22 protein-coding genes and 1 pseudogene are annotated in these 22,761 nt (G+C 69.8%); 19 read left to right on the plus strand and 4 right to left on the minus strand.

What is annotated here, in order from left to right; all coding sequences use genetic code 11:
• Position 1: 1 nt before the first annotated feature.
• From ACIP4X_RS18040 to ACIP4X_RS18120, 17 genes are all read left to right on the plus strand, one after another.
• On the plus strand, positions 2–4,720 hold the full coding sequence (locus tag ACIP4X_RS18040) for a phage tail tape measure protein (RefSeq protein WP_401349254.1): 4,719 nt from the start codon (positions 2–4) through the stop codon (positions 4,718–4,720).
• A complete protein-coding gene (locus ACIP4X_RS18045; RefSeq protein ID WP_401349257.1) occupies positions 4,717–6,183 on the plus strand; it encodes a hypothetical protein in 1,467 nt (488 codons plus the stop codon). Before ACIP4X_RS18040 ends, ACIP4X_RS18045 begins: the two co-directional genes overlap by 4 nt.
• Before the next feature lie 14 nt (positions 6,184–6,197).
• Entirely contained in the window at positions 6,198–7,265 is a 1,068-nt protein-coding gene (locus ACIP4X_RS18050) for a hypothetical protein (RefSeq protein ID WP_401349260.1), read from the plus strand.
• The gene (locus ACIP4X_RS18055) at positions 7,265–8,089 is read left to right on the plus strand and encodes a hypothetical protein (protein ID WP_401349263.1); all 825 of its coding nucleotides are present in this window, start codon (positions 7,265–7,267) and stop codon (positions 8,087–8,089) included. Before ACIP4X_RS18050 ends, ACIP4X_RS18055 begins: the two co-directional genes overlap by 1 nt.
• Positions 8,090–8,155: 66 nt before the next feature.
• Positions 8,156–8,917: a hypothetical protein gene (locus ACIP4X_RS18060; protein WP_401349266.1), complete on the plus strand. Its 762-nt coding sequence runs from the start codon at positions 8,156–8,158 to the stop codon at positions 8,915–8,917.
• Positions 8,918–8,959: 42 nt separating this feature from the next.
• Positions 8,960–9,442 (plus strand): hypothetical protein, encoded by a 483-nt coding sequence (locus ACIP4X_RS18065; protein ID WP_401349269.1) that lies wholly within the window; start codon positions 8,960–8,962, stop codon positions 9,440–9,442.
• A gap of 152 nt (positions 9,443–9,594) precedes the next feature.
• A complete protein-coding gene (locus tag ACIP4X_RS18070; RefSeq protein ID WP_401349272.1) occupies positions 9,595–9,975 on the plus strand; it encodes a peptidoglycan-binding protein in 381 nt (126 codons plus the stop codon).
• Positions 9,975–11,105 carry a LysM peptidoglycan-binding domain-containing protein gene (locus tag ACIP4X_RS18075; protein ID WP_401349275.1) on the plus strand — a complete coding sequence of 377 codons (1,131 nt, stop codon included), beginning with the start codon at positions 9,975–9,977 and terminating at the stop codon, positions 11,103–11,105. The genes ACIP4X_RS18070 and ACIP4X_RS18075 overlap by 1 nt, the downstream gene beginning before the upstream one ends.
• A gap of 22 nt (positions 11,106–11,127) precedes the next feature.
• Positions 11,128–11,361 carry a holin gene (locus ACIP4X_RS18080; RefSeq protein WP_401349277.1) on the plus strand — a complete coding sequence of 78 codons (234 nt, stop codon included), beginning with the start codon at positions 11,128–11,130 and terminating at the stop codon, positions 11,359–11,361.
• Positions 11,361–11,678 carry a hypothetical protein gene (locus tag ACIP4X_RS18085; protein WP_401349279.1) on the plus strand — a complete coding sequence of 106 codons (318 nt, stop codon included), beginning with the start codon at positions 11,361–11,363 and terminating at the stop codon, positions 11,676–11,678. Before ACIP4X_RS18080 ends, ACIP4X_RS18085 begins: the two co-directional genes overlap by 1 nt.
• Before the next feature lie 320 nt (positions 11,679–11,998).
• Positions 11,999–12,640: an HAD family hydrolase gene (locus ACIP4X_RS18090; protein WP_401349282.1), complete on the plus strand. Its 642-nt coding sequence runs from the start codon at positions 11,999–12,001 to the stop codon at positions 12,638–12,640.
• Positions 12,641–12,747: 107 nt separating this feature from the next.
• The gene (locus ACIP4X_RS18095; RefSeq protein ID WP_401349284.1) at positions 12,748–13,935 is read left to right on the plus strand and encodes a helix-turn-helix domain-containing protein; all 1,188 of its coding nucleotides are present in this window, start codon (positions 12,748–12,750) and stop codon (positions 13,933–13,935) included.
• A gap of 452 nt (positions 13,936–14,387) precedes the next feature.
• Positions 14,388–14,699 (plus strand): DUF6415 family natural product biosynthesis protein, encoded by a 312-nt coding sequence (locus ACIP4X_RS18100; RefSeq protein WP_401349287.1) that lies wholly within the window; start codon positions 14,388–14,390, stop codon positions 14,697–14,699.
• Entirely contained in the window at positions 14,696–14,902 is a 207-nt protein-coding gene (locus tag ACIP4X_RS18105) for a hypothetical protein (protein WP_401349289.1), read from the plus strand. Before ACIP4X_RS18100 ends, ACIP4X_RS18105 begins: the two co-directional genes overlap by 4 nt.
• Before the next feature lie 245 nt (positions 14,903–15,147).
• A complete protein-coding gene (gene tgmA / locus ACIP4X_RS18110) occupies positions 15,148–15,441 on the plus strand; it encodes a putative ATP-grasp-modified RiPP (RefSeq protein ID WP_401349292.1) in 294 nt (97 codons plus the stop codon).
• 7 nt (positions 15,442–15,448) lie between these two features.
• Positions 15,449–16,414: an ATP-grasp ribosomal peptide maturase gene (gene tgmB / locus ACIP4X_RS18115; protein ID WP_401349295.1), complete on the plus strand. Its 966-nt coding sequence runs from the start codon at positions 15,449–15,451 to the stop codon at positions 16,412–16,414.
• Complete coding sequence (locus tag ACIP4X_RS18120; RefSeq protein ID WP_401349298.1) at positions 16,411–17,586, plus strand: methyltransferase domain-containing protein; 1,176 nt, start codon at positions 16,411–16,413, stop codon at positions 17,584–17,586. Before tgmB ends, ACIP4X_RS18120 begins: the two co-directional genes overlap by 4 nt.
• Before the next feature lie 65 nt (positions 17,587–17,651).
• Here ACIP4X_RS18120 and ACIP4X_RS18125 read toward each other — a convergent pair whose 3' ends face one another.
• The 3 genes and pseudogenes from ACIP4X_RS18125 to ACIP4X_RS18135 all read right to left on the minus strand — a co-directional run bounded on the left by ACIP4X_RS18125 (position 17,652) and on the right by ACIP4X_RS18135 (position 19,796).
• The gene (locus ACIP4X_RS18125) at positions 17,652–17,885 is read right to left on the minus strand and encodes a helix-turn-helix domain-containing protein (RefSeq protein WP_401349301.1); all 234 of its coding nucleotides are present in this window, start codon (positions 17,883–17,885) and stop codon (positions 17,652–17,654) included.
• 338 nt (positions 17,886–18,223) lie between these two features.
• Positions 18,224–18,787: pseudogene (locus ACIP4X_RS18130) on the minus strand (FAD-dependent oxidoreductase); the annotation flags it as partial.
• Between the two features lie 103 nt (positions 18,788–18,890).
• Complete coding sequence (locus ACIP4X_RS18135) at positions 18,891–19,796, minus strand: S41 family peptidase (protein WP_358729699.1); 906 nt, start codon at positions 19,794–19,796, stop codon at positions 18,891–18,893.
• 57 nt (positions 19,797–19,853) lie between these two features.
• On the opposite strand from ACIP4X_RS18135, the gene ACIP4X_RS18140 reads away from it, so the two are divergent.
• Positions 19,854–20,393: a helix-turn-helix domain-containing protein gene (locus ACIP4X_RS18140; protein WP_391454473.1), complete on the plus strand. Its 540-nt coding sequence runs from the start codon at positions 19,854–19,856 to the stop codon at positions 20,391–20,393.
• Positions 20,394–20,460: 67 nt separating this feature from the next.
• Here the strand turns inward: ACIP4X_RS18140 and ACIP4X_RS18145 are convergent, their stop codons facing one another.
• A complete protein-coding gene (locus tag ACIP4X_RS18145) occupies positions 20,461–20,667 on the minus strand; it encodes a hypothetical protein (protein WP_358729697.1) in 207 nt (68 codons plus the stop codon).
• A 228-nt stretch (positions 20,668–20,895) separates the two neighbouring features.
• Here ACIP4X_RS18145 and ACIP4X_RS18150 point away from each other — a divergent pair, with 228 nt between their 5' ends.
• Entirely contained in the window at positions 20,896–22,740 is a 1,845-nt protein-coding gene (locus tag ACIP4X_RS18150) for a glycoside hydrolase family 15 protein (protein WP_358729696.1), read from the plus strand.
• The last annotated feature ends 21 nt before the right edge of the window (positions 22,741–22,761 follow it).

Genomic DNA, 22,761 nt, shown 5'->3' on the forward strand with positions numbered 1-22,761 from the left:
CGTGTCTTCGCGTGTCACGCGCGTCATCTATGACCTGGTCGCCCGCGACCGCGCGTCCAAGACATTCGCCCGGGTCGGAGGCGCAGCAGGCCGACTGTCGAAGGATGGCGCCGGCATCGGGACAGCGCTGGCCACCGGTTTCAAGGTCGGCTCGGTCGCCGCCGCCGGGCTGACCTTCAACGTCCTGAAGACGTCCAGCGACTTCGAGAAGTCGATGAACCAGGTCCGCGCCGTCAGCGGTGCGACTGGCAAAGACTTCCAGGCGCTGCGCGAGCAGGCCAAGGAGCTGGGCGCCACCACGAAGTACACGGCGTCGCAGGCAGCGGACGGCATGGGCTTTTTGGCCATGACCGGCTACAAGGCCAGCCAGATCCTCGCCGCGATGCCGGGCACCCTGTCGCTGGCCGCGGCCGGGAACATGGATCTTGCGCAGGCCGCCGACATCTCGTCGAACATCATGACGGGCTACGGCTTCAGGGCGAAGGAAACCAACCGGATCGTCGACGTCCTGGCCAAGACGTTCACGTCGACGAACACCGACCTGATCCAGCTGGGCGAGGCGATGAAATACGCCGGCCCAGTCGCTCACGCCGCGGGCGTGAAGTTCGAGCAGGCATCCGCCGCGATCGGCCTCATGGGCAACGCCGGTCTCCAGGCGAGCATGGCGGGTACGTCGCTGCGGGGTGCGATCACCCGTCTGCTGGCGCCGACGAAGCAGATCTCGGACCGGCTGAAGAAACTCGGCATCACCGTCAAGGACTCCCACGGCAAGCTGCTGCCGCTGGATCAGATCATCCGGCAGCTGGAGAAGTCCGGAGCGAAGACCGGCGACATGATGACCATCTTCGGTCAGCGTGCCGGCCCGGCCATGCTCGCCCTCGTCGAACAGGGCTCGGGCTCGCTTGTCAAGCTCACCAAGGAGCTGGAGAAGTCCGGCGGCACCGCCGACCGCGTCGCGAAGATCCAGATGGAGGGCCTGCAAGGCCAGCTCGTCTCGCTCAAGAGCGCCTGGGAAGGCCTCATGATCGAGATCGGCGACCTTGGCGTACTCAAGCTGGCCACCAAGGGCCTTGAGGGCCTGACGACCGCCACGCGCGACTTCACCGGCTTCATCCACCAGTACGGCATGCCCGCCGCGAAGACGTTCAGCGACAAGCTCGGCGACCTGATCCCCATCGGCAAAATCAAGAAGGGATTCGAGGACGCCAAGACGATCGCGTCCGACTTCTTCAAGGGCCTGGCCGGCGAGCAGAAGAAGGTGAAGTCACCGCTCGACAAGTTCCCGACGACGGTCCTCGGCCGTCTCACCGGCGCGCCGCACCTGGGTTCCGGCGGGGTGCAGCCCCTGACGAAGGGGCCCGGCGGGGCGCTGACAGAGCAGCCGCACTCCGGGTCGGGGCAGGTAGCCCCGACGACCGGCGTGCAGGGGAAGGCATTGCCGACGCTCCCGCACGGCGGGTCCGGCATGGTTGCCCCGCTCGTCGCCGCGAAGCCGAAGGTGCCCAAGTCGGCCGCGGAGCAGTTCGGGGAGACGATCCGCAAGGCCGTCACCGACGGTATTGAGAAGATCGACTGGGCCGTTGTCGGTAAATCGGTTGGCTCCGGGCTGGGCAAGGCGATTCAGTGGGTCGCGGCCCATGGGGCTGAGCTGTCGAAGAAGCTCGGTACCGCGCTCGGCAGCGTCGACTGGGTCGACATCGGCAAGGAATTCGGGAAGATCGCGCTGCCGACTGCGATCGGATTTGTCGACAACCTCTTTGAGCCGCTTTTCCATAAGGAATTCTGGGAAAAGCACTGGCTTGACACGATTCTTGCAGTCCTTGCCGTCATTCCGTTCGGGAAAATATTCGGCGTCGTCGGCAAGGGGCTCGGCAAGATCCCTTGGGGCGGGCTTTTCAGCGGTATCGGCAAGTTGCTCGCCAAGATCCCCTGGACGAGTATCCTCCCGTTCGGGCCGAAGCTCGCCGAGTCGGTCGCGCCGCTCCTCCTGGCTATCGGCCGCTGGGGCATCCGAATCGCATCCGGCTTCGGGGAAACGTTCGCCCGGAATTTTCCACGCATTACCCGCTGGTTCCAGGATCAGCTGATTCTCTTGCCGGTCCGGCTGGGAGATCTCGGCCGTCTGCTGCTGCGTAAGGGCGGCGAACTCGTCGACTGGCTGGGCCGCGGGCTGACAGACACGTTGCCCGGAATGGGTAACCGTTTCATCCGCTTCCTCTACAAGGTTCTCGGCCGCTACAGCCTGTGGCAGATCGGTATCAACCTGGGGAAGTCGCTGCTGGTTGGCATCTGGCACACGATGCAGGACATCGGCTCGTGGCTGAAGTCGCACCTGGTGGACCCGGTCGTCGGCTGGGTGAAGAAGCTGTTCGGGATCGCGTCCCCGTCGAAGGTGTTCTCCGCGATCGGCGGATATCTGGTGGCTGGCCTCAAGGACGGTGTGCTGTCCGCGGCCAAGGGTATCGGCGCGTGGGTCTGGAACCGGCTCGGCAAGCCGCCCATCGACCGGTTCGCGCGGGCCGGCACGTGGTTGCTGAGCCACGGCCGGAGCTTCGTCGGCGGTCTGAAGGACGGCATCACCGACCGGGCCAAGGGGATCGGCGGCTGGTTCTACGACAAGGCCGCCAAGCCGGCCGTCGACCGTTTCGCGAAGGCGAGCACGTGGCTGGTACCGAAGGGCTCCGCGCTGATCTCGGGCCTGAAGGAAGGCATCGTCGGCGCGGTCAAGGGCATCGGCGACTGGCTGAAGAAGAATTTGATCGACCCGATCGTCGGCGCCGTCAAGAGGTACTTCGGGATCAAGAGCCCGAGTCGCGTGTTCATGGGGATCGGCGGGCACCTGGTCTCCGGTCTCGTCAAGGGTCTCGCCTCCACCAACGGCGCGCAGATCGCGAAGACGGTCTTCGGTGACCTGCCGTCCGCGCTCGGCTCGATCGTCGGCAAGGGCCTCGTGTCCCTGTCCTCCCTGCCGGGCAAGGCGCTGAAGGCGCTTGGCGGTCTCGGCGGCAAGCTGGCCGGCCTCCTCGGGTTCGGCGGGGGTGGCGGTAAGGGCGTTCAGCAGTGGTCGCCGCTCGTCTCCCAGGTCCTCGCCATGCTCGGGGCGCCCGCGTCCGCGCTCGGCCCCGTGCTGCGACGGATCCAGATCGAGTCCGGCGGCAACCCGAACGCGATCAACCTCACGGACTCCAACGCCAAGGCCGGCGACCCGTCCCGTGGGCTGATGCAGACCATCGGCGGAACCTTCAACGCCTACGCCGGCCCTTTCAAGGGGCGTGGCATCTACGACCCGCTCGCCAACATCTACGCCGGCGTGTCCTACGCCATGCACCGGTACGGCAAGAACTGGATCTCGGTGATGACCCGGCCCGGCGGCTACGCCAAGGGCACCCGCGGCGCCCGCCGCGGCCTCGCATGGGTCGGCGAGCGCGGCGCCGAGCTGGTGAACTTCTCTGGTGGCGAGGACGTCCTCAGCCACGAGGACTCGGTCGCCTTCGCCCGAGCGCACGGGATCCGGCTGCCCGGGTATGCGTCCGGCACCCTCAGCAACGCTGAGAAGAAGGTGCGGGACGCGCAGGATGCCCGGGACCGGGCCCGTGACCGGCTGGAGCGGGCGAAGGCCAGGAAGTTGGGCATCAAGGCGGCCGAGCGGGAGCTGAAGGCTGCCGAGACGAAGCTGGCGACGGCGAAGCGGCAGCTCGCCGACGCGCGGCGGCGCGGCAAGGCGTCGGTCGCCGACTACATCGCCAACGGGCTGAAGAAGACCCTCTCGGCGGGGTCAGCGTCGAAGATCGCGTCCGCGATCAAGTCGCTGAACACCAGGCTGCAGAACGCGGGCTTCGGCAGCCTGGTCGCCGGGAACCTGCAGACGTCGGCGAAGCTCCAGGGGCTGGCGGACAAGAAGGCCGGCGTCGCGGCGAAGATCAAGCAGGCGCAGGAGTACGCCTCCGATCAGGCCGGGAAGATCCAGGATTTCCTCGGCATTTCCGGGTCGTCGGCCATGTCAGTTGGCGACCTGATCTCTCAGATGACGTCGCAGCAGAAGACGGTCAGCGACTTCTCCGCTTTGTCGAAGCAGTTGAAGGCCCGAGGTGCCTCTGCGGGGCTGCTGGAGCAGCTCGCGGAGGCCGGGCCGGGCAGTCAGCTCGCGTCGATCCTCGGGGACCGGTCGGTCACCACCAAGGACATCGCCAAGTTGAACAACTTGGTCAAGTCCGGCGACAAATTGGCCACCAGCTTCGGCCAGACGATGGCGAACGCGATGTTCGATTCCGGGAAGCAGGCCGGGAAGGGCTTCCTGTCTGGACTGAAGGCGCAGGAGAAGGACCTCGCCAAGGCGATGGAGCAGCTGGCGGATGCGCTGCTGAAGTCCATCAAGAAGAAACTCAAGATCAAGTCTCCGTCGGTGGTGTTCCGGGACCAGGTCGGCAAGCAGCTGGCGCTCGGTATGGCGCAGGGCATGGACCGGCACCGGCCGCACGTCGCCGCAGCAGCCCGCCGCTTGGCCGATACCGCCACCGGCGGGGCCCGCGCGTCCCGCGCGGATGCCACGTTCGATCAGCTCGCCCAGCTCATCACCAGCGGGCGGCTCGGAGGAGCAGAGGTGCATGTGCACTTCGACGACCCGACGTTGAAGGACCTGATCCGGGTGACGGCCAAGCCGCTGATCAAGTCCAGTCAGAGTGAGCAGGCGTACCGGGCGACCGTGGGGAGGCGCAGGTGACGATCTCCTACGTGGGCGCCGGTGCTACGGCGTCCGGGGCGAGCACAGTCACGCCCGCGTACTCGGCTACCCCGCAGGCAGGTCAGCTCGGCATCCTCCAGGTGGTGTCCGGGCACGCCACCGACGCGATCCCGTCGACGCCTTCGGGATGGACACTCGCCGGGACCCTGTCCGGGGGCGGTGGAACCTTTGGCGCGGGCACCGGGCCCAGACGGCTGACGCTCTTCGTGCGGGAGATGCGGGGCGGGGACGCGCAGCCGACCACGGCCATTCCGTCCGGCTCGTCCGGGTCGGTCATCGCCGGCACCATCACCCTGCTCGCCCGGTCGGCAGGCAAGGGCTGGCGGTGGGCCGCCAGCCTGGGTGAGCGGACCACGTCCTCCACTGCGTTCACGACCACCGCGCAGAGCCCGCTTACCTTCACAGCGGGGGACTTCTGCTGGCTCGGCTACGCCCTTCCCGCCTCCGGCACCACCTTCACCGCCCAGGGCGCCACGGTGGCTGGCGTCACGTTCGGCACCGTGACAGCGAACAGGTTCACTACCGCGGTGACGACCGGGAATGCGGCCCGTACCGCTGCGGCGTCGGTGGCCGTGTCCTTCGGCGCAGCGACCGTCGCCCCCGCCATCACCGCGACTCTCTCCGCGGCTGGGACCGGCGTTGCCGGCATGCTCCGCATCCGTGAGGCCGGCTCGGACATCACTGCGGCCCCGCAGTCCGTTTTCCCCCCGCGGAACTTGGTGTCCGTGACCGGCCTGGCCGGGGACGACATCACCTCGGTGACCGTGTACCGGCAGGTCGGCACCACCCTCACCCCCGTCCGCGCCGCCGCAGGTGTCGATACCACCGGCGTGACTGTCCTGCTCCGAGTGGATGCTGAGCAGCCGTTCGGCGTGCCCCACAACTACGCTGTCGACCTGACCGACGTGAACGGTCGGACGTGGCGCGCCTACTCGGGGCCGATCACCTCGATCGTGGACGGGGACGTCATCTCGGACGCGATCCGCGGTGTGGGTGCGCGCGTGTTCATCGAGGACTGGCCGGAGAAACGCCGCTCCCGCGAGGCGACCACCTTTAACGTCGGCGGACGCCTGGTCGTCGTCGGCCGGCCGCGGTCCGCTGCGCAGTCCAGCATCACGGTGTCTACGGACACCAGTGAGGACGGCGACGCCCTGCAGGACGTCCTGGACGGCGCCACCGAGGGAATACTCCTGATCCGCAAGCAGGTCTCCATCGAGGGCGTGGACGGCTACCAGGCGCTCATCGAGGACAGCGAGCGGCGGCAGTGGTCCATCCCGTACCGGCTGTGGGAGCTGAGCACGGCGGAGACCGAGGCCTGGCCGGACGTGCTGGAGTCGTCCGGGTTCACCCTGCAGGACATCGCCGACAACTTCAGCACTCTGTCCGACCTCGCTAGCAGCTTCCCGACACTGCTCGCCATCGCTCTGTACGACTTCGGGTGATCAGCGTGCTTGAGATGTCTGACCGTGCACTTCAGATCGTGCAGCGGTCCTTCACCATGCGGATCCGTGCCGAGAGCTGGCGAGACGGGGAACTGCTTGCCGCGGACATCCCGGTCACGGACGGCGGCGAAGACCTAGACCGGTCCCTCGCCGTCCCCGAACGCGTCTCCCTGACCGTGCCCGTGAGGGATCGGGGGGTCACCTGGGATCCGGGCCCTGACTCCGGGCATCCGCTCGCCGCCTACGGGCAGCAAGTCCGCATCCTGTACGGGATCGATGTCGGCGGCAGCTGGGAGTGGATCGACCGCGGGTGGTTCCTGATCACCGAATCGAGCGCGGAAGGCGACACCGTCTCGGTAACCGCGCAAGGCCTACTCACGTGGATCGACGAGGCCAAGTTCGTCGCCCCGTTCCAACCGTCTGGCAGCCTCGCATCCACCGTCCGCGGCCTCGTAGAACCCGCGTTGACGGTCGAGTTCGGGGGCGGCCTGACTGACCGGCCGGTGCCGGTCGGCATGCAGTGGGACGACGACCGCATGGCCGGCCTCACCGAGGTCCTGGACGCGTGGGGCGCGGACGCGCACGTCACCCCAGCCGGAACACTGCTCGTCGAAGCCCTCACCGACAGCGGCCCGCCGGTCCTGTCCCTCACCGATGGCCGGGGCGGCACCGTGATGCGCTGGCAGGGCTCCACCACCCGAGACGGCGCCTTCAGCTGCGTGGTCGCCCAGGGCGAGGACCCGTGGGGCAACCAACTCCAAGGCGTCGCCTACGACCAGGACAGCCGCAGCCCCTACTTCTACGGCGGCCCCTTCAACCCGCTCCCCGTGCCCTACGTGTTCTCCTCGCCGCTGATGACGACTGTCGACCAGTGCCGCACTGGCGCGCAAACCACACTGCAGCGGCTGCGGCGCACCGCATCCCGCCGACTGGGGGTGACCATGGTCCCGCACCCCGGCCTCACCACCGGTGACATCGTCACCGCAACCGGCGCCGGCCTGAGCAACACGCCGTGCGTGATCGAATCCATGTCGCTGCCGTACTCGCCCAGCGAGATGAACCTCGCCATCCGGGTCCTCTGATGGCCGACTTCGCGGACACCCGGGTCTCCCTAGCCGGGCACGGAACGCTCGTCGCCCTCGCGGCCACCGCGTCGGCATCCGGCGCCTGCCTCGCCGACGTCGCCGGAATCCGCGTCACCGTCCGCGTCCCCCCGCACCTGACGATCGCCGCCCAGCAGAACATCCTCATCCTGCGCCGGGGCAGCGCGTACTGGGCGATCGCCGTCCTCCCCGCCGCCCCCGCCGTACCGCCCCCGCCGCCGCCCCCCGACGACTCCCCGCCCGTTGACCGAGGCGACCCCGCCCCGGCTCCCAAGCCGGTCGTGACGACGGGCACGCTTGTGTGCCCGCCCGTGGCCACATCAACCTGGCGTGACGGGAAGTGGCGCACGGACATCGGCTCATCGACGTCCACCGACACCTACCAGGGCCGCTACTCTGGCAGCGGGTTTGGCCGTAACAGTGGGTTCGCGTTCTACGGCTCCAAACCCAGGAGCCTCGCCGGGGCCACCGTCACCAAGGCCACCGTGAAGCTACGGCGGCTCACCTCCGGCGACTACGCCCGCCGCACGCCGACATTGCGCCTGGTCACCCAGCCCACACGGCCCGGCTCGTTCCCGACGGTCAACGAAACCACGGCCGGGCCCGCCCTCGGTGCGCAGGGCCAGGTGTCGCCGTGGGAGACCACGTTCGAGCTCCCCACTTCGTGGGGGCAGTCCATGGTCAATGGCAGCCGCGGCGGGCTCTGCATCACCGTCGCGTCCGACGACCCCTACATCAGGCTCGCCGGACGCGATTCATGGTCAGCCGCGTGGACGCTGACCCTGTACTGGCGCCGCAGCTGACACCTCGTCTGTTCACACGGCCCCGCCCTGCGGGGCCTTTTTCATACCCGCAGGAAGGAGCACACGGTGACCCAGCAGACCAGTAAGGGGATCCGATACGCCGAGTCGTCGGACCATGCCCGGATCTGGGAGCACATGGAGGCCCTTGCGAAGGATGCCGACGGCGTCATCATCGGCGGCGCCGATGTGCAGGTGTTCACCGCATCCGGCACGTGGACGAAACCGGCGGGCGCGCTCCTGGTCACTGTCGAAGTCGTCGGCGGCGGGGGCGGGTCGGGCGGCTGCGCAACCACGCCGGCCAACGCCGGAGCGTGTTCGGGCGGCGGAGGTGGCGGCGAATACGCGCGCGGCACCTACAAGGCCTCCCAGTTCGGCTCCACCGTGGCCGTCACCGTCGGCGCAGCCGGGACCGCCGCCACCGCAGGCAACAACAGCGGCGGCAACGGCGGCACCAGCAGCTTCGGAGCCACGATCAGCGCGACCGGCGGCGCCGGAGGCGGCGGCTCGGCAGGATCGACCACCAGCGACGTGGCCGCGTCCGGAAACGGCGGCTCGGGCGGCACGGGCGGCCAGGTCCGCGTCGCTGGCGGAGGCGGCGGAGGCGGCGCCGTACTCTCCGGCACGCCGATCAAGATGAACAACGGCGGCGCCTCCGTCCTGGGCACTTTGTCCCAGCCGAGCGCCTCGACCTCCGGGCAGCGCCCCGGCAACCCCGGCCACGCTCACGGCGGCGGCGCGTCCGGATCCTCCAACGGGCAGAGCAGTGCTGCGACCGCGGGCGCGGCGGGCGCGGCCGGCGTCGTCATCGTCACCACCTACACGGCCTGAGCTCGCTTACGGCGCCTGGGGCCATCGACACATAGGAGAGTCATGACTGCATCGACTGACGGTCTCACCCTGCTGGGTATCTACCCAACACAAGAGGTGGTTCCGTCCCGCATCCTCGTCCGCAACAAGGCTGGCACCTACGCCACCCTGCTGCGCGTCGTTGTACCCGTCGATGCGGGCGACGTCCTGGACATCACCGGCAGGGCCCGCGTCACCAACGACTGTGGCTACACCATCGGATTCGGCTACCACCTGTGGCAGTACGACGTCGACAACGGCCTCGGCACGGCTGGCGAGTGGACGCCGATCAGCAGCCTGTGCGGTGACAACGTCGACAAGCCCCGCCACCACATGCCGGCGCTCACCGACACCATCTACACCGTGCCCAAGGACTGGCCGCAGGGCCACCGGATGACGGTCGTGCTACGAGGCGACGCCCACAGCACGGCGGCGGACGGACAGTACCTCACTGTGGACCAGGCGTACGGGCAGCTCACCGTCCGCCGCTACCAGCGCGCCGCCTGAAAGACCGGGGGGAACACGCTGCCTGTCAGGGCATAGCCTGAAATTCAACCGGGTGACCCTCCGCCCCCAGCACCACCCTCCGAGGGACGGCCGCACCATCGCGGCCCGCCACCACACCAGCTCTGGGCGCGGGGAGTGCAGGAGCACGGGCAATGCCCGACCCGACCACACAGCAGGACGAGAAGACGGCTGCCCGGAAGAAGAACACTCCGGAGCCCGAGCCGACACCCGCCCCCGAACCGGCGGCCTCCGACACCAACACGGACCGGTACGAGCCCTACCCGGGCGCCGGGTTCTTCCACGGCGGCCGACACTCGCCGATCATCGCGGCCATGGCGGTACGCCTCCAGCAGGAGGGCCACGCCGACCGCCGCCTGGGCGCGGACTGGACGAACGCGCACCGGAGGGCGTTCGCCGCGTTCCAGGAGTCGCTGCGGCCGAAGGGCGGCGGCGACACCTCCGGCATCCCCGACCAGACCGCATGGGACCGCCTCCAGGTTTCGCGCGTCAGCCCCCTTCCCAAGGAGTCTTGATGGCCAGGACCGGCCCGCAGAAGATCCCGGGTGCCTCGCAGGCGTACTTCTACGGCAACGGCCGCTACAGCGGCTCGGACATGGAAGTGAACTGCGGCGTCGTCCACACCACTGAGGGCATGAGCCTGCCGTCCTACAGCGGCGGCGCCATCGCCCCGACCGTGACCGGCGTCCCCGACATCGGCGCCAAGAAGATCCGCTGGTATCAGCACTTCGATGTCGACGAGTCCGCCCGCGCCCTCGCCAACAAGGTCGGCGGCGTCCAGACCAACACCAACAACGCCTTCCAGATGGAGCTCGTCGGCACCTGCGATCCGAAGACGCGCGACGCGTGGGTGCGCGCTGGCTACAAGCAGAACGTCGACTTCATCTACTGGCCGGAGGCGCCGGACTGGGCGCTGGCCGAGGTTGCGTGGCTGGTGCGCTGGCTCAACCAGAACCACGGCATCCCGCTCACCTGCGTCAAGGACTGGCTGGCCTACGGCAAGGACTCCCGTCGTCCCGGCGTCACCCCGGCGTCGTACGGGGCGAACCCGGCGCGCATGTCCTTCAGCCAGTGGAACGCCTTCAAGGGCTGGTGCGGACATCAGCACGTCCCCGAGAACGACCACGGTGATCCGGGCTCCATGGACTTCGCCTGCGTCATCCAACTCGCCAAGGACACCGGCCAGAAGGACCCCGGCCAGTCCGGCGGCACGACCTACACGGTGAAGGCCGGGGACACCCTGACCTCGATCGCCAAGGCGCACAGCACGACCGTGGCCGAACTGGTGGCGCTCAACGGCCTCAAGGACCCGAACCACATCTCGGTCGGCCAGGTCCTCAAGCTGCCCGGAGCGTCGAAGCCGGCCCCGCCGGCACCGGCTCCGTACACGCCGCCCGCCTTCCCCGCAGGCCTCGCTCCGGACAAGGCGAAGCCGTCAGCCCGTGGCCTTCAGCGTGCGCTGAAGGCGGCGGGTTTCATGCCCAAGACGGTCGCCGAGGCCGACAATTACGGCCCGCAGACGCAGGGCGCCGTGGCCCGCTTCCACAACGCCCACCCGCAGTGCCGGGCCAAGGGCGTGTCCTACGACCCGGCGATCGGCCCGCAGGGCTGGGCCGCGCTGCACCGCCTCGCCTACGGCAAGTAGCCCACCACCAGAGGGGAAACCCATGCTGACTCGTGCTTTCTGGAAGGCCAGCGCCGAACGGGCGGTGCGCACTTTCGCCCAGTCCACGCTGGCCGTGCTCGGTGCCGGTTCGTTCGGGCTGCTCGATGCGCCGTGGCAGGCGGCGTTCAGTACGGGCGGGCTCGCCGCGGTGCTCGCCGTGCTCACCGCCGTGGCGACCAGCGGCGGCGGCAGCGAAGGGCCGGGCCTCACCGAGACCGTGACCAAGGACCGCTGATGACCGCGGCCCCGGACCCGACGACCAACGTCGCAGTGGAGCTGGCGCAGCTACGAGGGGAGATCAACACGGGGCTGGAGAACATCAAGGGCACGCTGGGCATCCTCGTCGAGCGCACCACGCGGACCGATGCGGATGTCCGCCAGCTGCGCGCCGACATGGAAGAGGAGCTCAAGAAGATCCGCGAGGAGCAGCTGAAGCCGCTCCGGGACGAGGTGGAAGCCCTGAAGCAGGCCCGCTGGCCGCTCGCTCAGATCGGCGCCCTGGTCGGCGTGGCCGGTCTGGCGGCCGCGGTCGTCGCGTTCTTCGTCCACTGATCCGGCCGCACCTTCTACAGACGGCTACAGATCGTCTACTGACCCCCGCCGCCTCCGGGCGGCGGGGGCTTCGTCGCGTCTTGGGGCTTGTGTTTCAGGTCACCGTGGCGCATTGTGGGCGTTCCACCGCCTCACCGGTGCTCTCCGCAAGGGGCCTGGCGCCTCCCGGGGGCGGTGGTCGGCCCCCTTCGATCCCCCCGGGTGGAAGTGGTGCCACCGCCTCTGCTGTTTCATCAACAGCAGAGGCTCACTTCTGTCAGGACTTCCACGCTGCTGGACTGGCCACTCGGTGTCAGGGATGCGGGCCTAGGCTTCCAAGCGTGATTGAGACCATCGTGTTCGACATCGGCGAGACGATCACCCGCGACGACCGATACTGGGCTTCCTGGGCCGACTGGCTGGACGTCCCCCGGCACACCCTCTCCGCCCTCGTAGGAGCAGTCGTCGCCCGAGGGCAAGACAACGCCGAAGCCCTCCGCCTCGTCAGACCGGGCATCGACGTCGCCGCCGAGTACCAGGCCCGCGAAGTCGCCGGCCGAGGCGAGTACCTGGACGAGAGCGACCTCTACCACGATGTGCGCCCCGCCCTGGCCGCGCTGCACGAGCTCGGGATGCGACTGGTCATCGCCGGGAACCAGACACCCCGGGTCGGCGACTTGCTGCGCGCTCTGGACCTTCCCGCTGACCTCATCGTCACCTCCGGGGAGTGGGGGGTGGCCAAGCCGCAGCCGGAGTTCTTCGAGCGGGTGCTCGAGGTGGCCCAGGCCGCGCCGAGCGCGACTCTCTACGTTGGCGACCACCCGGCCAACGACATCTTCCCGGCGAAGGCCGCAGGACTGCGCGCAGCGCTGATCCGTCGTGGCCCGTGGGGGCACCTGTGGGCGGATACCCCCGACGTCGTGAAGGCGGCCGACTGGCGGATCGACAGCCTCACCGAGCTGACCGCCGTCCTCGGCGGCTGACGGTGTGAAACGGCCCCACCAGCCTGCGGGTTGGTGGGGCCGTTCAGGTACACGCGACGTGTAGACGCGGGTACCGTTCGGAGTGGACGCACCGAACTGGAGCCAGTATGCCCGCACATGCCGACGACGGCGTAGGCAGGCGCATCGCCTACTACCGCAGCGTCGTACGCCCGAAAATGACACAGCAGCAGCTCGCCGACGTGGCCTGTGTCTCGCTCGGCACCATCCGCAAGATCGAGCGCGGTGAGCGAGGCGTCACCGACGCCACCCTGGAAGCCATCGCGGACGCCCTCGGTGTCGACCCCAGCCGTCTGCGCACCGATCGCGGTGCCACGCCTACCCGAGTCCACGACGCACTTCCCGCGCTCTCTGCAGCGATCGCCACCTATGACCTTCCCGAGGACGGTCCTGTCCGACCCCTGCAGGAGTTGCGGACAGCGGTCGAAGAAGCCGTCCGGTGGCGGGTCGCCGCTCAGTACACGCGGATCGTCCGTGTGCTTCCCGATCTGCTGACCGAGCTCGCCCGCGCCTACCACTCGGCTCCGACGGAAGACCGAGTCGAGCTCGCGGGCCTCCTCGTCAAGGCGTACCGCTCCGCCGACGCTGTCGCCTACAAGTTCGGATCCCGGGACCTGTCCGCCCGCCTGATCGACCTGATGCGGTGGGCCGTCCCCGAGGCCAACGACCCCACACTGACCGCATCCGTCGCCTACGTGCGCACCGAGACATTCTTCGCTGCTCGCGCCCACACGGCCGGCCTACGAGCACTGGAGCAGGCGCTGGACGCCGCACCTGCTCCGACGGCTACCCCCGCCATCGCGGCACGAGGCGCGCTCCATATGCGGGCGGCTGTCATCGCCGGGCGGGACCACGACAGCTCGACCGCGGCTCACCACCTGGACGAAGCCCGCACGCTGGCCGACCAGGTTCATGAAGACGTCTACTGCGGAACCGCCTTCGGCCCTGACTCCGTGCGCATTCATGAGGTGTCCGTCGCCGTCAGCCTCGGAGACGACCACATCGGCCGCGCGCTGGACCTCGCCACCGAGTGGAAGCCCCCCAAGGACCTGCCGGCGGAACGCCGGAGCGGCTTCTACATCGAGCTCGCCCGCGCCCAGCTCTGGACTGGCCTGGCAGACGACGCCTTCGAGTCTCTGAAGGTCGCCCGGCACATCGCGCCACAGCACACTCGCGAGCACCCGTGGGTCCGCGAGGACGCCTCCACACTGCGCCGCCTGAAGCGCGCCGACTCCGAGACCCTCACCAACTTCGCCGAATGGTGCGCAGCAACCTGAGCGCGCTACCCCAACTACCCCTCGCCGGGGTACTTGTTGCCCATTCGAGCCCCCACCATCTGTCGCACGCGTAGGAACCAGCAGATGGGAATCGGGGATGCCCAACGCACTCCCGCTCGCGCCCACGGTCATCGACGGGCGCGTGAGCATTGTCCGCCTGCACGGTGAGGCCTGCTTCGACTGCGGAGCGGTTCACAAGGCCCTGCGCGCGGCTGGGCACGTCGTGGTCCGTGGCAGCACTCGCGTGTGGGAGATCTTCACGTGCGGATGCCGCAGCAAGGGGGCTGCTGCGTGACCGGTGCACGGAGGATCAGTGGACCCCGGCGGCCGAGCGACCGGCCCCGGGGCGCGGCCAACGCTCAATCCGGAGAGGGAGCGTCGACATGAGGAACGCTACAACCCGAGCCCCAGCCACGACAGAGCGGGACGCGTGTCCGCCGGACATCGTCACGATGCGCGCCAGCGTCCGCCGGCTGCTCGCTGAGGACGTCGAACCGCCCGCGCCGGACGAGCTGCCCACGCTGGCGTTGCTGCTGCGCGGCCACATCAACACGCTCATCCCGGCCGTGGAAGCCGCCACCCGGGTCCTGCCCGAGAACGACGTGCCCAGGGCCTGCGCGATGGCGTGCGTCGGCGAGGCCCGGATGAGGCTGCGCATCGGCGACGGGGACAACGACGACGTCCGCCTGGCTGTGGCCGTCAGGTTGGCCCGCTCGGTGAACGCGCTCGCCGACCATTACGAGAACCTCGGAGGCCCGCGGTGATCGCGGCCGCTCGCCTCTGCCAGGCCTGCCGCGAGGACATCACCGACCCGGACGACGCCGTGTTCCTCGGGCACGAGGAAGGCGACTCGGGGCCCGGCTGGGACATCTACGCGCACCGCGCGCACGTCGACCAGGTGCACCCGGACCCGGTCGCGGAGCGGGCCCTGGCCCGCGTCCTGATCGTGCTGGGCTTCGAGTCATGAGAGCCATCGTCGGCCTGCTCGTCTACGTGATGGCCGTGACCGGCCCGGTCCTCGCCGTGGTGCTGGCGCGGACCCCGCACTGACGCACCCCCATGGCGGCCGCTTCGGGTCAGGGCCGCACCTCACACCCCCGCCTCGCCGGTGTTCCGGAAGACCCGGCGAGGCGGGTCACTGTGGCTCCCCTTCGGCCATCACGGCTGGATGCGGGCCACCCTTCCAGCGAACGAGCAAAGGACAGAAAGCCGATGACAGTTGTCGATGTGCGGGAAGCGTTCCCGCTCGCACCCGAGGGCGGGCGTATCCCGCACAGCACCGAGCCGCCGTCCGGGCCGGACAGCCGACCGTGGGCCCTGCGTTTCGCCCGCGTCCCGGACGCCACGCAGGCGACCGTTTTGCCGCCCGCGGTCTACGACCCGGCCGTGCAGATGTCGGTCGGCCTGTACGACGGGCCGCTGCCGTACATGCAGACCCACACCCCGACCGTCCCCGACGGCAACGTGAAGAACCCGCCGCCGCTCGACGAGGGCACGAAGGACTGATGCAGTGATGCCCGCCGTTCTTGTGATCGCCGCACGCGACGACTGGCCCACCGACCGGGTCGTCAAGACGCTCACAGACGGCGGTGTGGAGGTGTTCCGTATGGACACCGCCGAGTTCCCGCAGGAACTCACCCTCGCCGGGCGCATCGGCGCCCGGCGAGGGTGGGCCGGCGGGCTCGCCTCCCCGCACCGTGCCGTCGACCTCGCCGACATCACCGCCGTCTACTACCGCGCCCCGAACGCGTTCACGTTGCCCGCCACCATGTCCGAGCCCGAGAGGCGGTTCGCCGCCGCGCAGGCCCGCTCCGGACTGGGCGGCATCATCACAGCCCTCGACTGCCGCTGGGTCAGCCATCCGGCGGCCATGTCCCGGGCCGAGTACAAGCCGCTGCAGCTTGCCACCGCGCGCGCCTGCGGGCTCACCATCCCGGCAACCCTCATCACCAACAACGCCGACGCCGTCCGCGCGTTCGTCGGCGACGTCGGCGGCCAGGTCATCTGCAAACCGGTCGCCTCCCCCGTGCTGATCGAAGACGACCAGCTCAAGACCGTCTACACCCGCCGCCTCACCGAGGGCGACCTGTCCGACCTGCGCGGCATCGAAACCACCGCCCACCTGTTCCAGGCCTGGGTCGACAAAGCCCACGAGGTGCGGCTCACGGTCGTGGGGGAGCGGCTGCTCGCTGCCGAGGTTCACGCGGGAAGCGACGCGGCCCACACCGACTGGCGCAGCGACTACGCCTCCCTCACGTACCAGGTCACCGAAGTGCCTGCCGACGTCGCCGACGGCGTGCGACGCTACATGGACCGGCTCGGACTGCGTTTCGCCGCCATGGACTTCATCGTCGGCCCCGACCGGCAGTGGACGTTCCTGGAGGCCAACCCGTGCGGCCAGTGGGACTGGATCGAGCACGCCACCGGCCTCCCCATCGCCCAGGCCATCGCCGACGAACTGCAAGGAGTGCCCGCATGACCCTCCCCGTCGCCACGGCCCGCCCGCACATGCTCGACCTCGCCGGCGAGCTGACCAAGGCCGGCGCCATCCGCACCGCCCCGTGGGCCGAGGCGTTCGCCAGCACCCCAAGGCACATCTTCGTCCCCCAGTGGCTGGAGCAGGAGACCAACGACCGAGGCATCACCGTGTGGCGCCATCGCCACGCCTCCGACGAAGGCGCCCTCGCCGACGTCTACCGCGACGTGACCCTCGTAACGGCCCTGGACCCGGCGACCGCCGAACAGGTCGACGACACCGCATGGACTGGCATCCCCACCTCGTCCAGCACCCTGCCGAGCCTCATGGCCGGCATGCTCGAGGACCTGGCGATCGAAGAAGGGCACCAGGTATGGGAGATCGGCACCGGCACCGGCTACAACGCCGCCCTCCTCTGCGCGCGCATCGGTGACGCCTTCGTCCACTCCAGCGACGTCGACCCCGGGCTGCTCCAGACCGCGCGGGAACGCCTCGCGGGCCTCGGCCACCGGCCGCACCTCGCCGCCGGTGACGCACGCGGCGGCTACCCGACCGACAGCGTCTTCGACCGCGTCATCGCGACCTGCTCGGTTCCCTCGATCCCGGCCGCCTGGATCGCGCAGACGCGACCCGGTGGCGTCATCGTCGCCGACGTCGCGCTCGGCATCGAGGGGGGCCTCGTACAGCTCGCCGTGGACAAGGAGGGACGCGCGGCCGGCGCCTTCACGACGACGGCGGGCCGTTTCATGCCCGCACGCGGCGAGGCCCGCACGTACCCGACGTCGCCGCGGTCCGAACGCGCGCCGAAAGCCGGGCGCCGGCCGACCACGCTCACCGCGGCCGACATCCGCGCCCACTACCCGCTGCGCCTGGTCCTGGCCCTCCACCTGCCGGGCGTGGAGCTCGTCTACCACGTCGACGAGGCCGGCGTGATGGCGCTCCAGCTTCAGGACCGTGAAGGTGCGTGGGCTCGCGTCCCGCTTACCGGCGACGACACCGGAACGGTCTGCTACGGCGGTGACGGCGAGCTGTGGAAGCGGGCGGAAGCCGCCTGGGACTGGTGGAACAGGGCGGGCCGCCCCGCACAGGACCGGTTCGGGTACGCCCGGGACACCGACGGTGTCACCCATGCCTGGTACGAGCCGGACGGGACACGCTGGACCCTGCCCAGCTGACCGGTCCACGACCGCCCCGCTCGTCTGCTTCCCCCGTGGCGGATGGGCGGGGCGTTCCCCTGCCGTCAGTCGATGAGTTCGGAGGGGCGCTTGCCGAGAGCGTTGGCGATGAGCAGCAGGTCGAACAGCGTCGGAACGGACTGGGCTGTCTCGTACCGGTGGATCGTCTTGTGGTCGCGGCCTACCCGCTCGCCCAGCTCGACCTGGCTCAACTTGGCCTCGATGCGAGCGAGGCGGATGCGTTCCCCGATCTCCCGGTGTCGGGCTAAGACCCAGTCGGGCATCGGATCAAGGGGCACGCGCCCACGGTGAACGAATCAAGATCGCAAGTCTTTACCTGGCCAGGTAAAAGTGACAATCTTGGACTGTGCTCACCGCCCAAGTGGTGAGCCCTCTCAGCGCCCGCCCCGCTGTAGGTTCCGGAAGACCTCAGCGGGGCGGGTCTTGTTCTCGGGCGGCCACTCCGTGGAGGGCCGGAGTCGGCGTCGCACCTGAGGCCATCGGTGACAGGCGTGCCGACCGGCTGCGCGGGCGTAGCGAAGCGGCCCGCATGGCGTGCTTCTCCTTGGTGCAGGGCAGGGTCGGGGTGCCCGGGTCCGTGTGGCCGCCCTCTGCCGAGTACTAGTGATTACTTGTCTTTCATCCCGATCACGCCCGCGCCGACGATGACCATCGACTGCGGCACCCGCTCCAGCGTGAGCACGTTGTCCGAGTCCATGATGGTGCGCCCGTCGAACTGCACGCTGTCCGGCCGGGCCGGTCGGGTACCGGTCGCGATGACGATGTGTTCGGCGGTCAGCAGCTTCTCCTCGCCGGTCACTTCGCGCAGCGCGACGGTGTGCTCGTCGACGAAGCGGCCGGTCCCGGCGAGCAGGGACACATGGTTGCGGGAGAGCTGGCTGCGGATGACGTCGACCTCGCGGCCCACCACGTGCTGGGTGCGCGCGGTCAGGTCGGCGACGGTGATGTCCTCCTTCAGCCGGTAGCTCTGACCGTACAGATCGCGCTGGCTGAGCCCGGTGAGGTAGAGCACCGCCTCGCGCAGGGTCTTGGAAGGAATGGTTCCGGTGTGGATCGAGACCCCGCCGACCATGTCGGGGCTGTCGACGACAGCCACCCGGCGGCCCAGTTTGGCCGCGGCGATGGCGGCCTTCTGGCCGCCCGGTCCGGATCCTATGACGATCATGTCGAAGTCGGGCACGCCCCGGAGTCTCGCAGAGCGACGCCCCCCGGCGAAAGGGACGAGCGAAAGGGACCGGAGCGGCGGGACTCCGGTCCCGGGGGAGGCCCCGGGGAAGGTGGTGTCAGGTCGTCGTCCGGGACAGGGCCAGTGCGTGGGCGCGGTCGAGTGCTTCGGCGGCCGGGCACGCGACGTCCGGCCGCACGCCGGTGCCCTCCCAGTTGGTGCCGGAGACGGGGTTGACCGCCCGGCCCACCGGGATGGTCGCCTCCAGGTGCGGGTGCACCGTCCAGCCCTCGCGGGGATGCGCGCCGCCGCCGGTCGCCTCGCCGACCACCGTGGCCCGGCCGAGCTGCTGCAGGTCGTAGACCAGCTCCTCGCCGCCGGAGAAGGTCGACCCGCTGGTGAGCACGTACAGCGGCTTGCTGCCGCCGAAGCGCGCGCCGGGCACGTGCGGCAGACTCCAGTACTGCTCCCGGCGCTCGCTCTCGCGCCAGTGCATGGTGTTGAGATGGGTGCGCTCGTCCAGCAGGTAACTGCAGACGAAGGCCACCGTGTCCGGACTGCCGCCGATGGTGCCGCGCAGGTCCAGGACGAGCGCGTCGGCGCGGGACGCCAGGGTGAGCGCGGCGGTCAGCGGTTCGGCGGACCACTCCAGCGGGAACAGGATCGGGGCCAGTTCCAGTACGGCGACTCCGCCCGTCAGCAGCTCGACCCGCGGGACGCCGCCCAGTGAGGTCTCGAACTCCCGGCGCACCGCCTTCAGGGTCGCGGCGCCCGTCTCCGGCGGCACCGGCTCGGCGTGGTGCCTCAGCCTCAGATGCAGGTCGCCGTTGACCGACTGCAGATCGGCGGTCACCAGGGTGGCCAGGGCCGCGGCGTCGTCGACCTCGTACGCCCCCTCGGCCAGGCGTCGCCGCAGCAGAGCCGCGAGCTGCTCGCCGATCTCGGGGAAGACGTAGTGGCCGGCGACGAGCCGGGCGGTCTCGTCGATGACGGGGGCGGCGTCGAGCAGTGCGGGAGCGGTCATGGCGAGGAGTAGAGCACCGGCCTTGCAAAAGCGTCAAGACAATTGGACACTTGATTCATGGTCCAGAACCCGAGCTGTCCGCCGCCGCCCGCGGATGTGCAGGAGATCGGCGAGCCCCGGCAGTTCGCGGCGCTCGCCCACCCGTTGCGCCAGCGCCTGCTGTTCGTACTGGGGCGAGAGCCCTCCACCATCAGCCGGCTGGCCGTCCAACTGGACGTGGGCAAGGGCAATGTGGCGCACCATCTGAAGGTGCTGCGGGAAGCCGGACTGGTGTACGTGGCCGAGACCCGCCGGGTCCGCGGCGGAACGGAGCAGTACTACCAGCGCACGGCACGCCGCATGGTCGTCGCCGAACCGAGCGCGGCCCAGACCGCCGCCATGTTCGGCGCCGTCGCCGCGGAGGTGGACCGCTCGCCCGCCGCGACCCACGTGACCCTGCGGCACCTGCGGCTGAGCCTCGAGAAGGCGCAGCAGCTCGGGGAGACCCTGACTCGCCTGGTCGACGAGCTTCAGGAGGACGCGGAGGAACAACCGGTGCACGGGGTGCTGGTGGCCCTCTACCAGCACGCGGATCCGTCCGGCGAGGGGACCCCGTAGGTCCGCGGAAGCGCGGAAGGGGCCGGAGCGGCGGAGCTCCGGTCCCTTCCGCGCCCGGTCCTCAGGACTACGGCAGCAGCTTGTCCAGGGCGGCCGGGCCCTCCGTCTCGATCTTGCGCTTGGCCCACTCCAGGTTGCGCGGGGTGATGTCGCGGCCCGCGGCCAGCACCACGTCCTCGGGCGAGACGTCGGTGCCGGTGCGGGCGTGCAGCATGTCGTCCGGGGTGCACCGCTCCCCGGGCTCGCGGGATGCGTCGGGTTGTGACGTCGACATGTGGCCTCCTCGGGTCCGGTCCGGTCCCCGCCCGGGTCCGGAGTACGGCCCTCGTGCTGCGGGAGCGGGACCTCCTCCCACGATTGCCCGTCGAACGGCACCCTGCATCCGGAAGGCCGCTCCTAAGCTGGAGGGAAGCTGCGCGAAAGCGAACGGACCGCCGCAACCGCGACACCGGTCCGCACGGGGAGCAGTGAGGGGGCAGCGAGGGGACAGGAGGCAGCCGCGATGGCCGACACCCGAAGCGGAGGACCCGACACGGGCGCACCCCGCTACGTTCCGATCGCCGACCACGGCCTGATCGGCGACCTGCGCACCGTCGCCCTCGTCGGCACCGACGGCACGATCGACTGGTACTGCTGCCCCTCCTTCGACGCCCCGAGCGTCTTCGCCGCGATCCTGGACGCCGAGCGCGGCGGCCGCTTCGACCTCGCCGCCGCCGACGCGGCGCGCACCAAGCAGTTCTACTTCCCCGACACCAACGTGCTGATCACCCGCTTCTTCACCGAGGACGGCGTCGGCGAGGTGCAGGACTTCATGCCGGTGACCGGAGACCCGCGCGGATCCGCCGAGACCGAACGGCACCGGCTCATCCGGCGCGCGCTGTGCGTGCGCGGCACCCTGCCGTTCCGGGCCCTGGTGGCTCCCCGCTTCAACTACGGCGCCGACCCGCACACCGTGCGCATGGAGGGCTGCACGGCCCTTTTCGAGTCCGCGACCCTGTCCCTCGCGCTGACGTCCACCGTGCCCCTGGAGAACGACGGCACGGACCTGCGCGCGGACTTCAAGCTCGCCGAGGGCGAGTCGGCCGTCTTCGCGCTGGACCAGGTCGGCGGCGAGGTGACCCCGCGGCGGTGCGCCCACGCCGAGGCCGAGGAACAGTTCTGCGCCACGGTCGCCTACTGGCGCCGCTGGCTCGCCCAGTCCCGCTACCGCGGCCGCTGGCGGGAGATGGTCCACCGCTCGGCCCTCACCCTGAAACTGCTCACCTACGCCCCGACCGGCGCCATCGTCGCCGCGCCCACCACGAGCCTGCCCGAGCAGGTCGGCGGTGAGCGCAACTGGGACTACCGCTACGTCTGGGTGCGCGACGCCGCGTTCGCCGTCTACGCGCTGCTGCGCCTCGGCTTCGCCGGTGAGGCGGAGGCGTTCATGCGCTTCCTGACCCGGCACATCAGCCCCGGCGACGGCAAGGCGACCGGCCCGCTGCAGATCATGTACGGCATCGACGGCCGCACCGAGCTGCCCGAACGTGAACTCGGCCACCTGGAGGGACACCGGGGCTCCGCTCCCGTGCGGGTCGGCAACGCCGCCGCCGACCAGCTCCAGCTCGACATCTACGGCGCCCTGATCGACTCGATCTACCTCTTCGACAAGTGGGCCCAGCCGATCTCCAGCGACCAGTGGGACGACGTGTCCGCGCTGGTGGAATGGGTCTGCGAGCACTGGGACCAGCCCGACGAGGGCGTGTGGGAGACCCGCGGCGGCCGACGGAACTTCCTGTACTCGCGCCTGATGTGCTGGGTGGCCGTCGAACGCGCCATGCGGCTGGCCAACCGCCGCGGCCTGCCCGCCGACCTCCCCCGCTGGCGGCAGTGCCGGGACGCCGTCTACCGGCGCATCATGGACCGCGGCTGGTCCGCCGAACGGCAGGCCTTCGTCCAGTACGAGGACGGCGACGTCCTGGACGCCGCCGTGCTGATGATGCCGCTGGCGAAGTTCATCGCGCCGACCGACCCCAAGTGGCTGTCCACGCTCGACGCGCTGACCGGGGACCTGGTCTCCGACTCGCTCGTCTACCGCTACGACCCGCAGGTCAGCCCCGACGGGCTGCGCGGCGACGAGGGCACGTTCTCCATCTGCTCGTTCTGGTACGTCGAGGCCCTCACCCGGGCCGGCCGCCTCGACGAGGCCCGCCTCGCCTTCGAGAAGATGCTCACCTACGCCAACCACCTCGGCCTGTACGCCGAGGAGATCGGCCCCACCGGCGAGCAGCAGGGCAACTTCCCCCAGGCCTTCACGCACCTGTCCCTGATCAGCGCCGCCTACAACCTCGACCGCGCCCTGGGCTGACGCCGAGCCTCGGCCCCGTGG

This window comes from Streptomyces sp. NPDC088817, assembly GCF_044750345.1.
Taxonomy (GTDB): Bacteria; Actinomycetota; Actinomycetes; order Streptomycetales; family Streptomycetaceae; genus Streptomyces.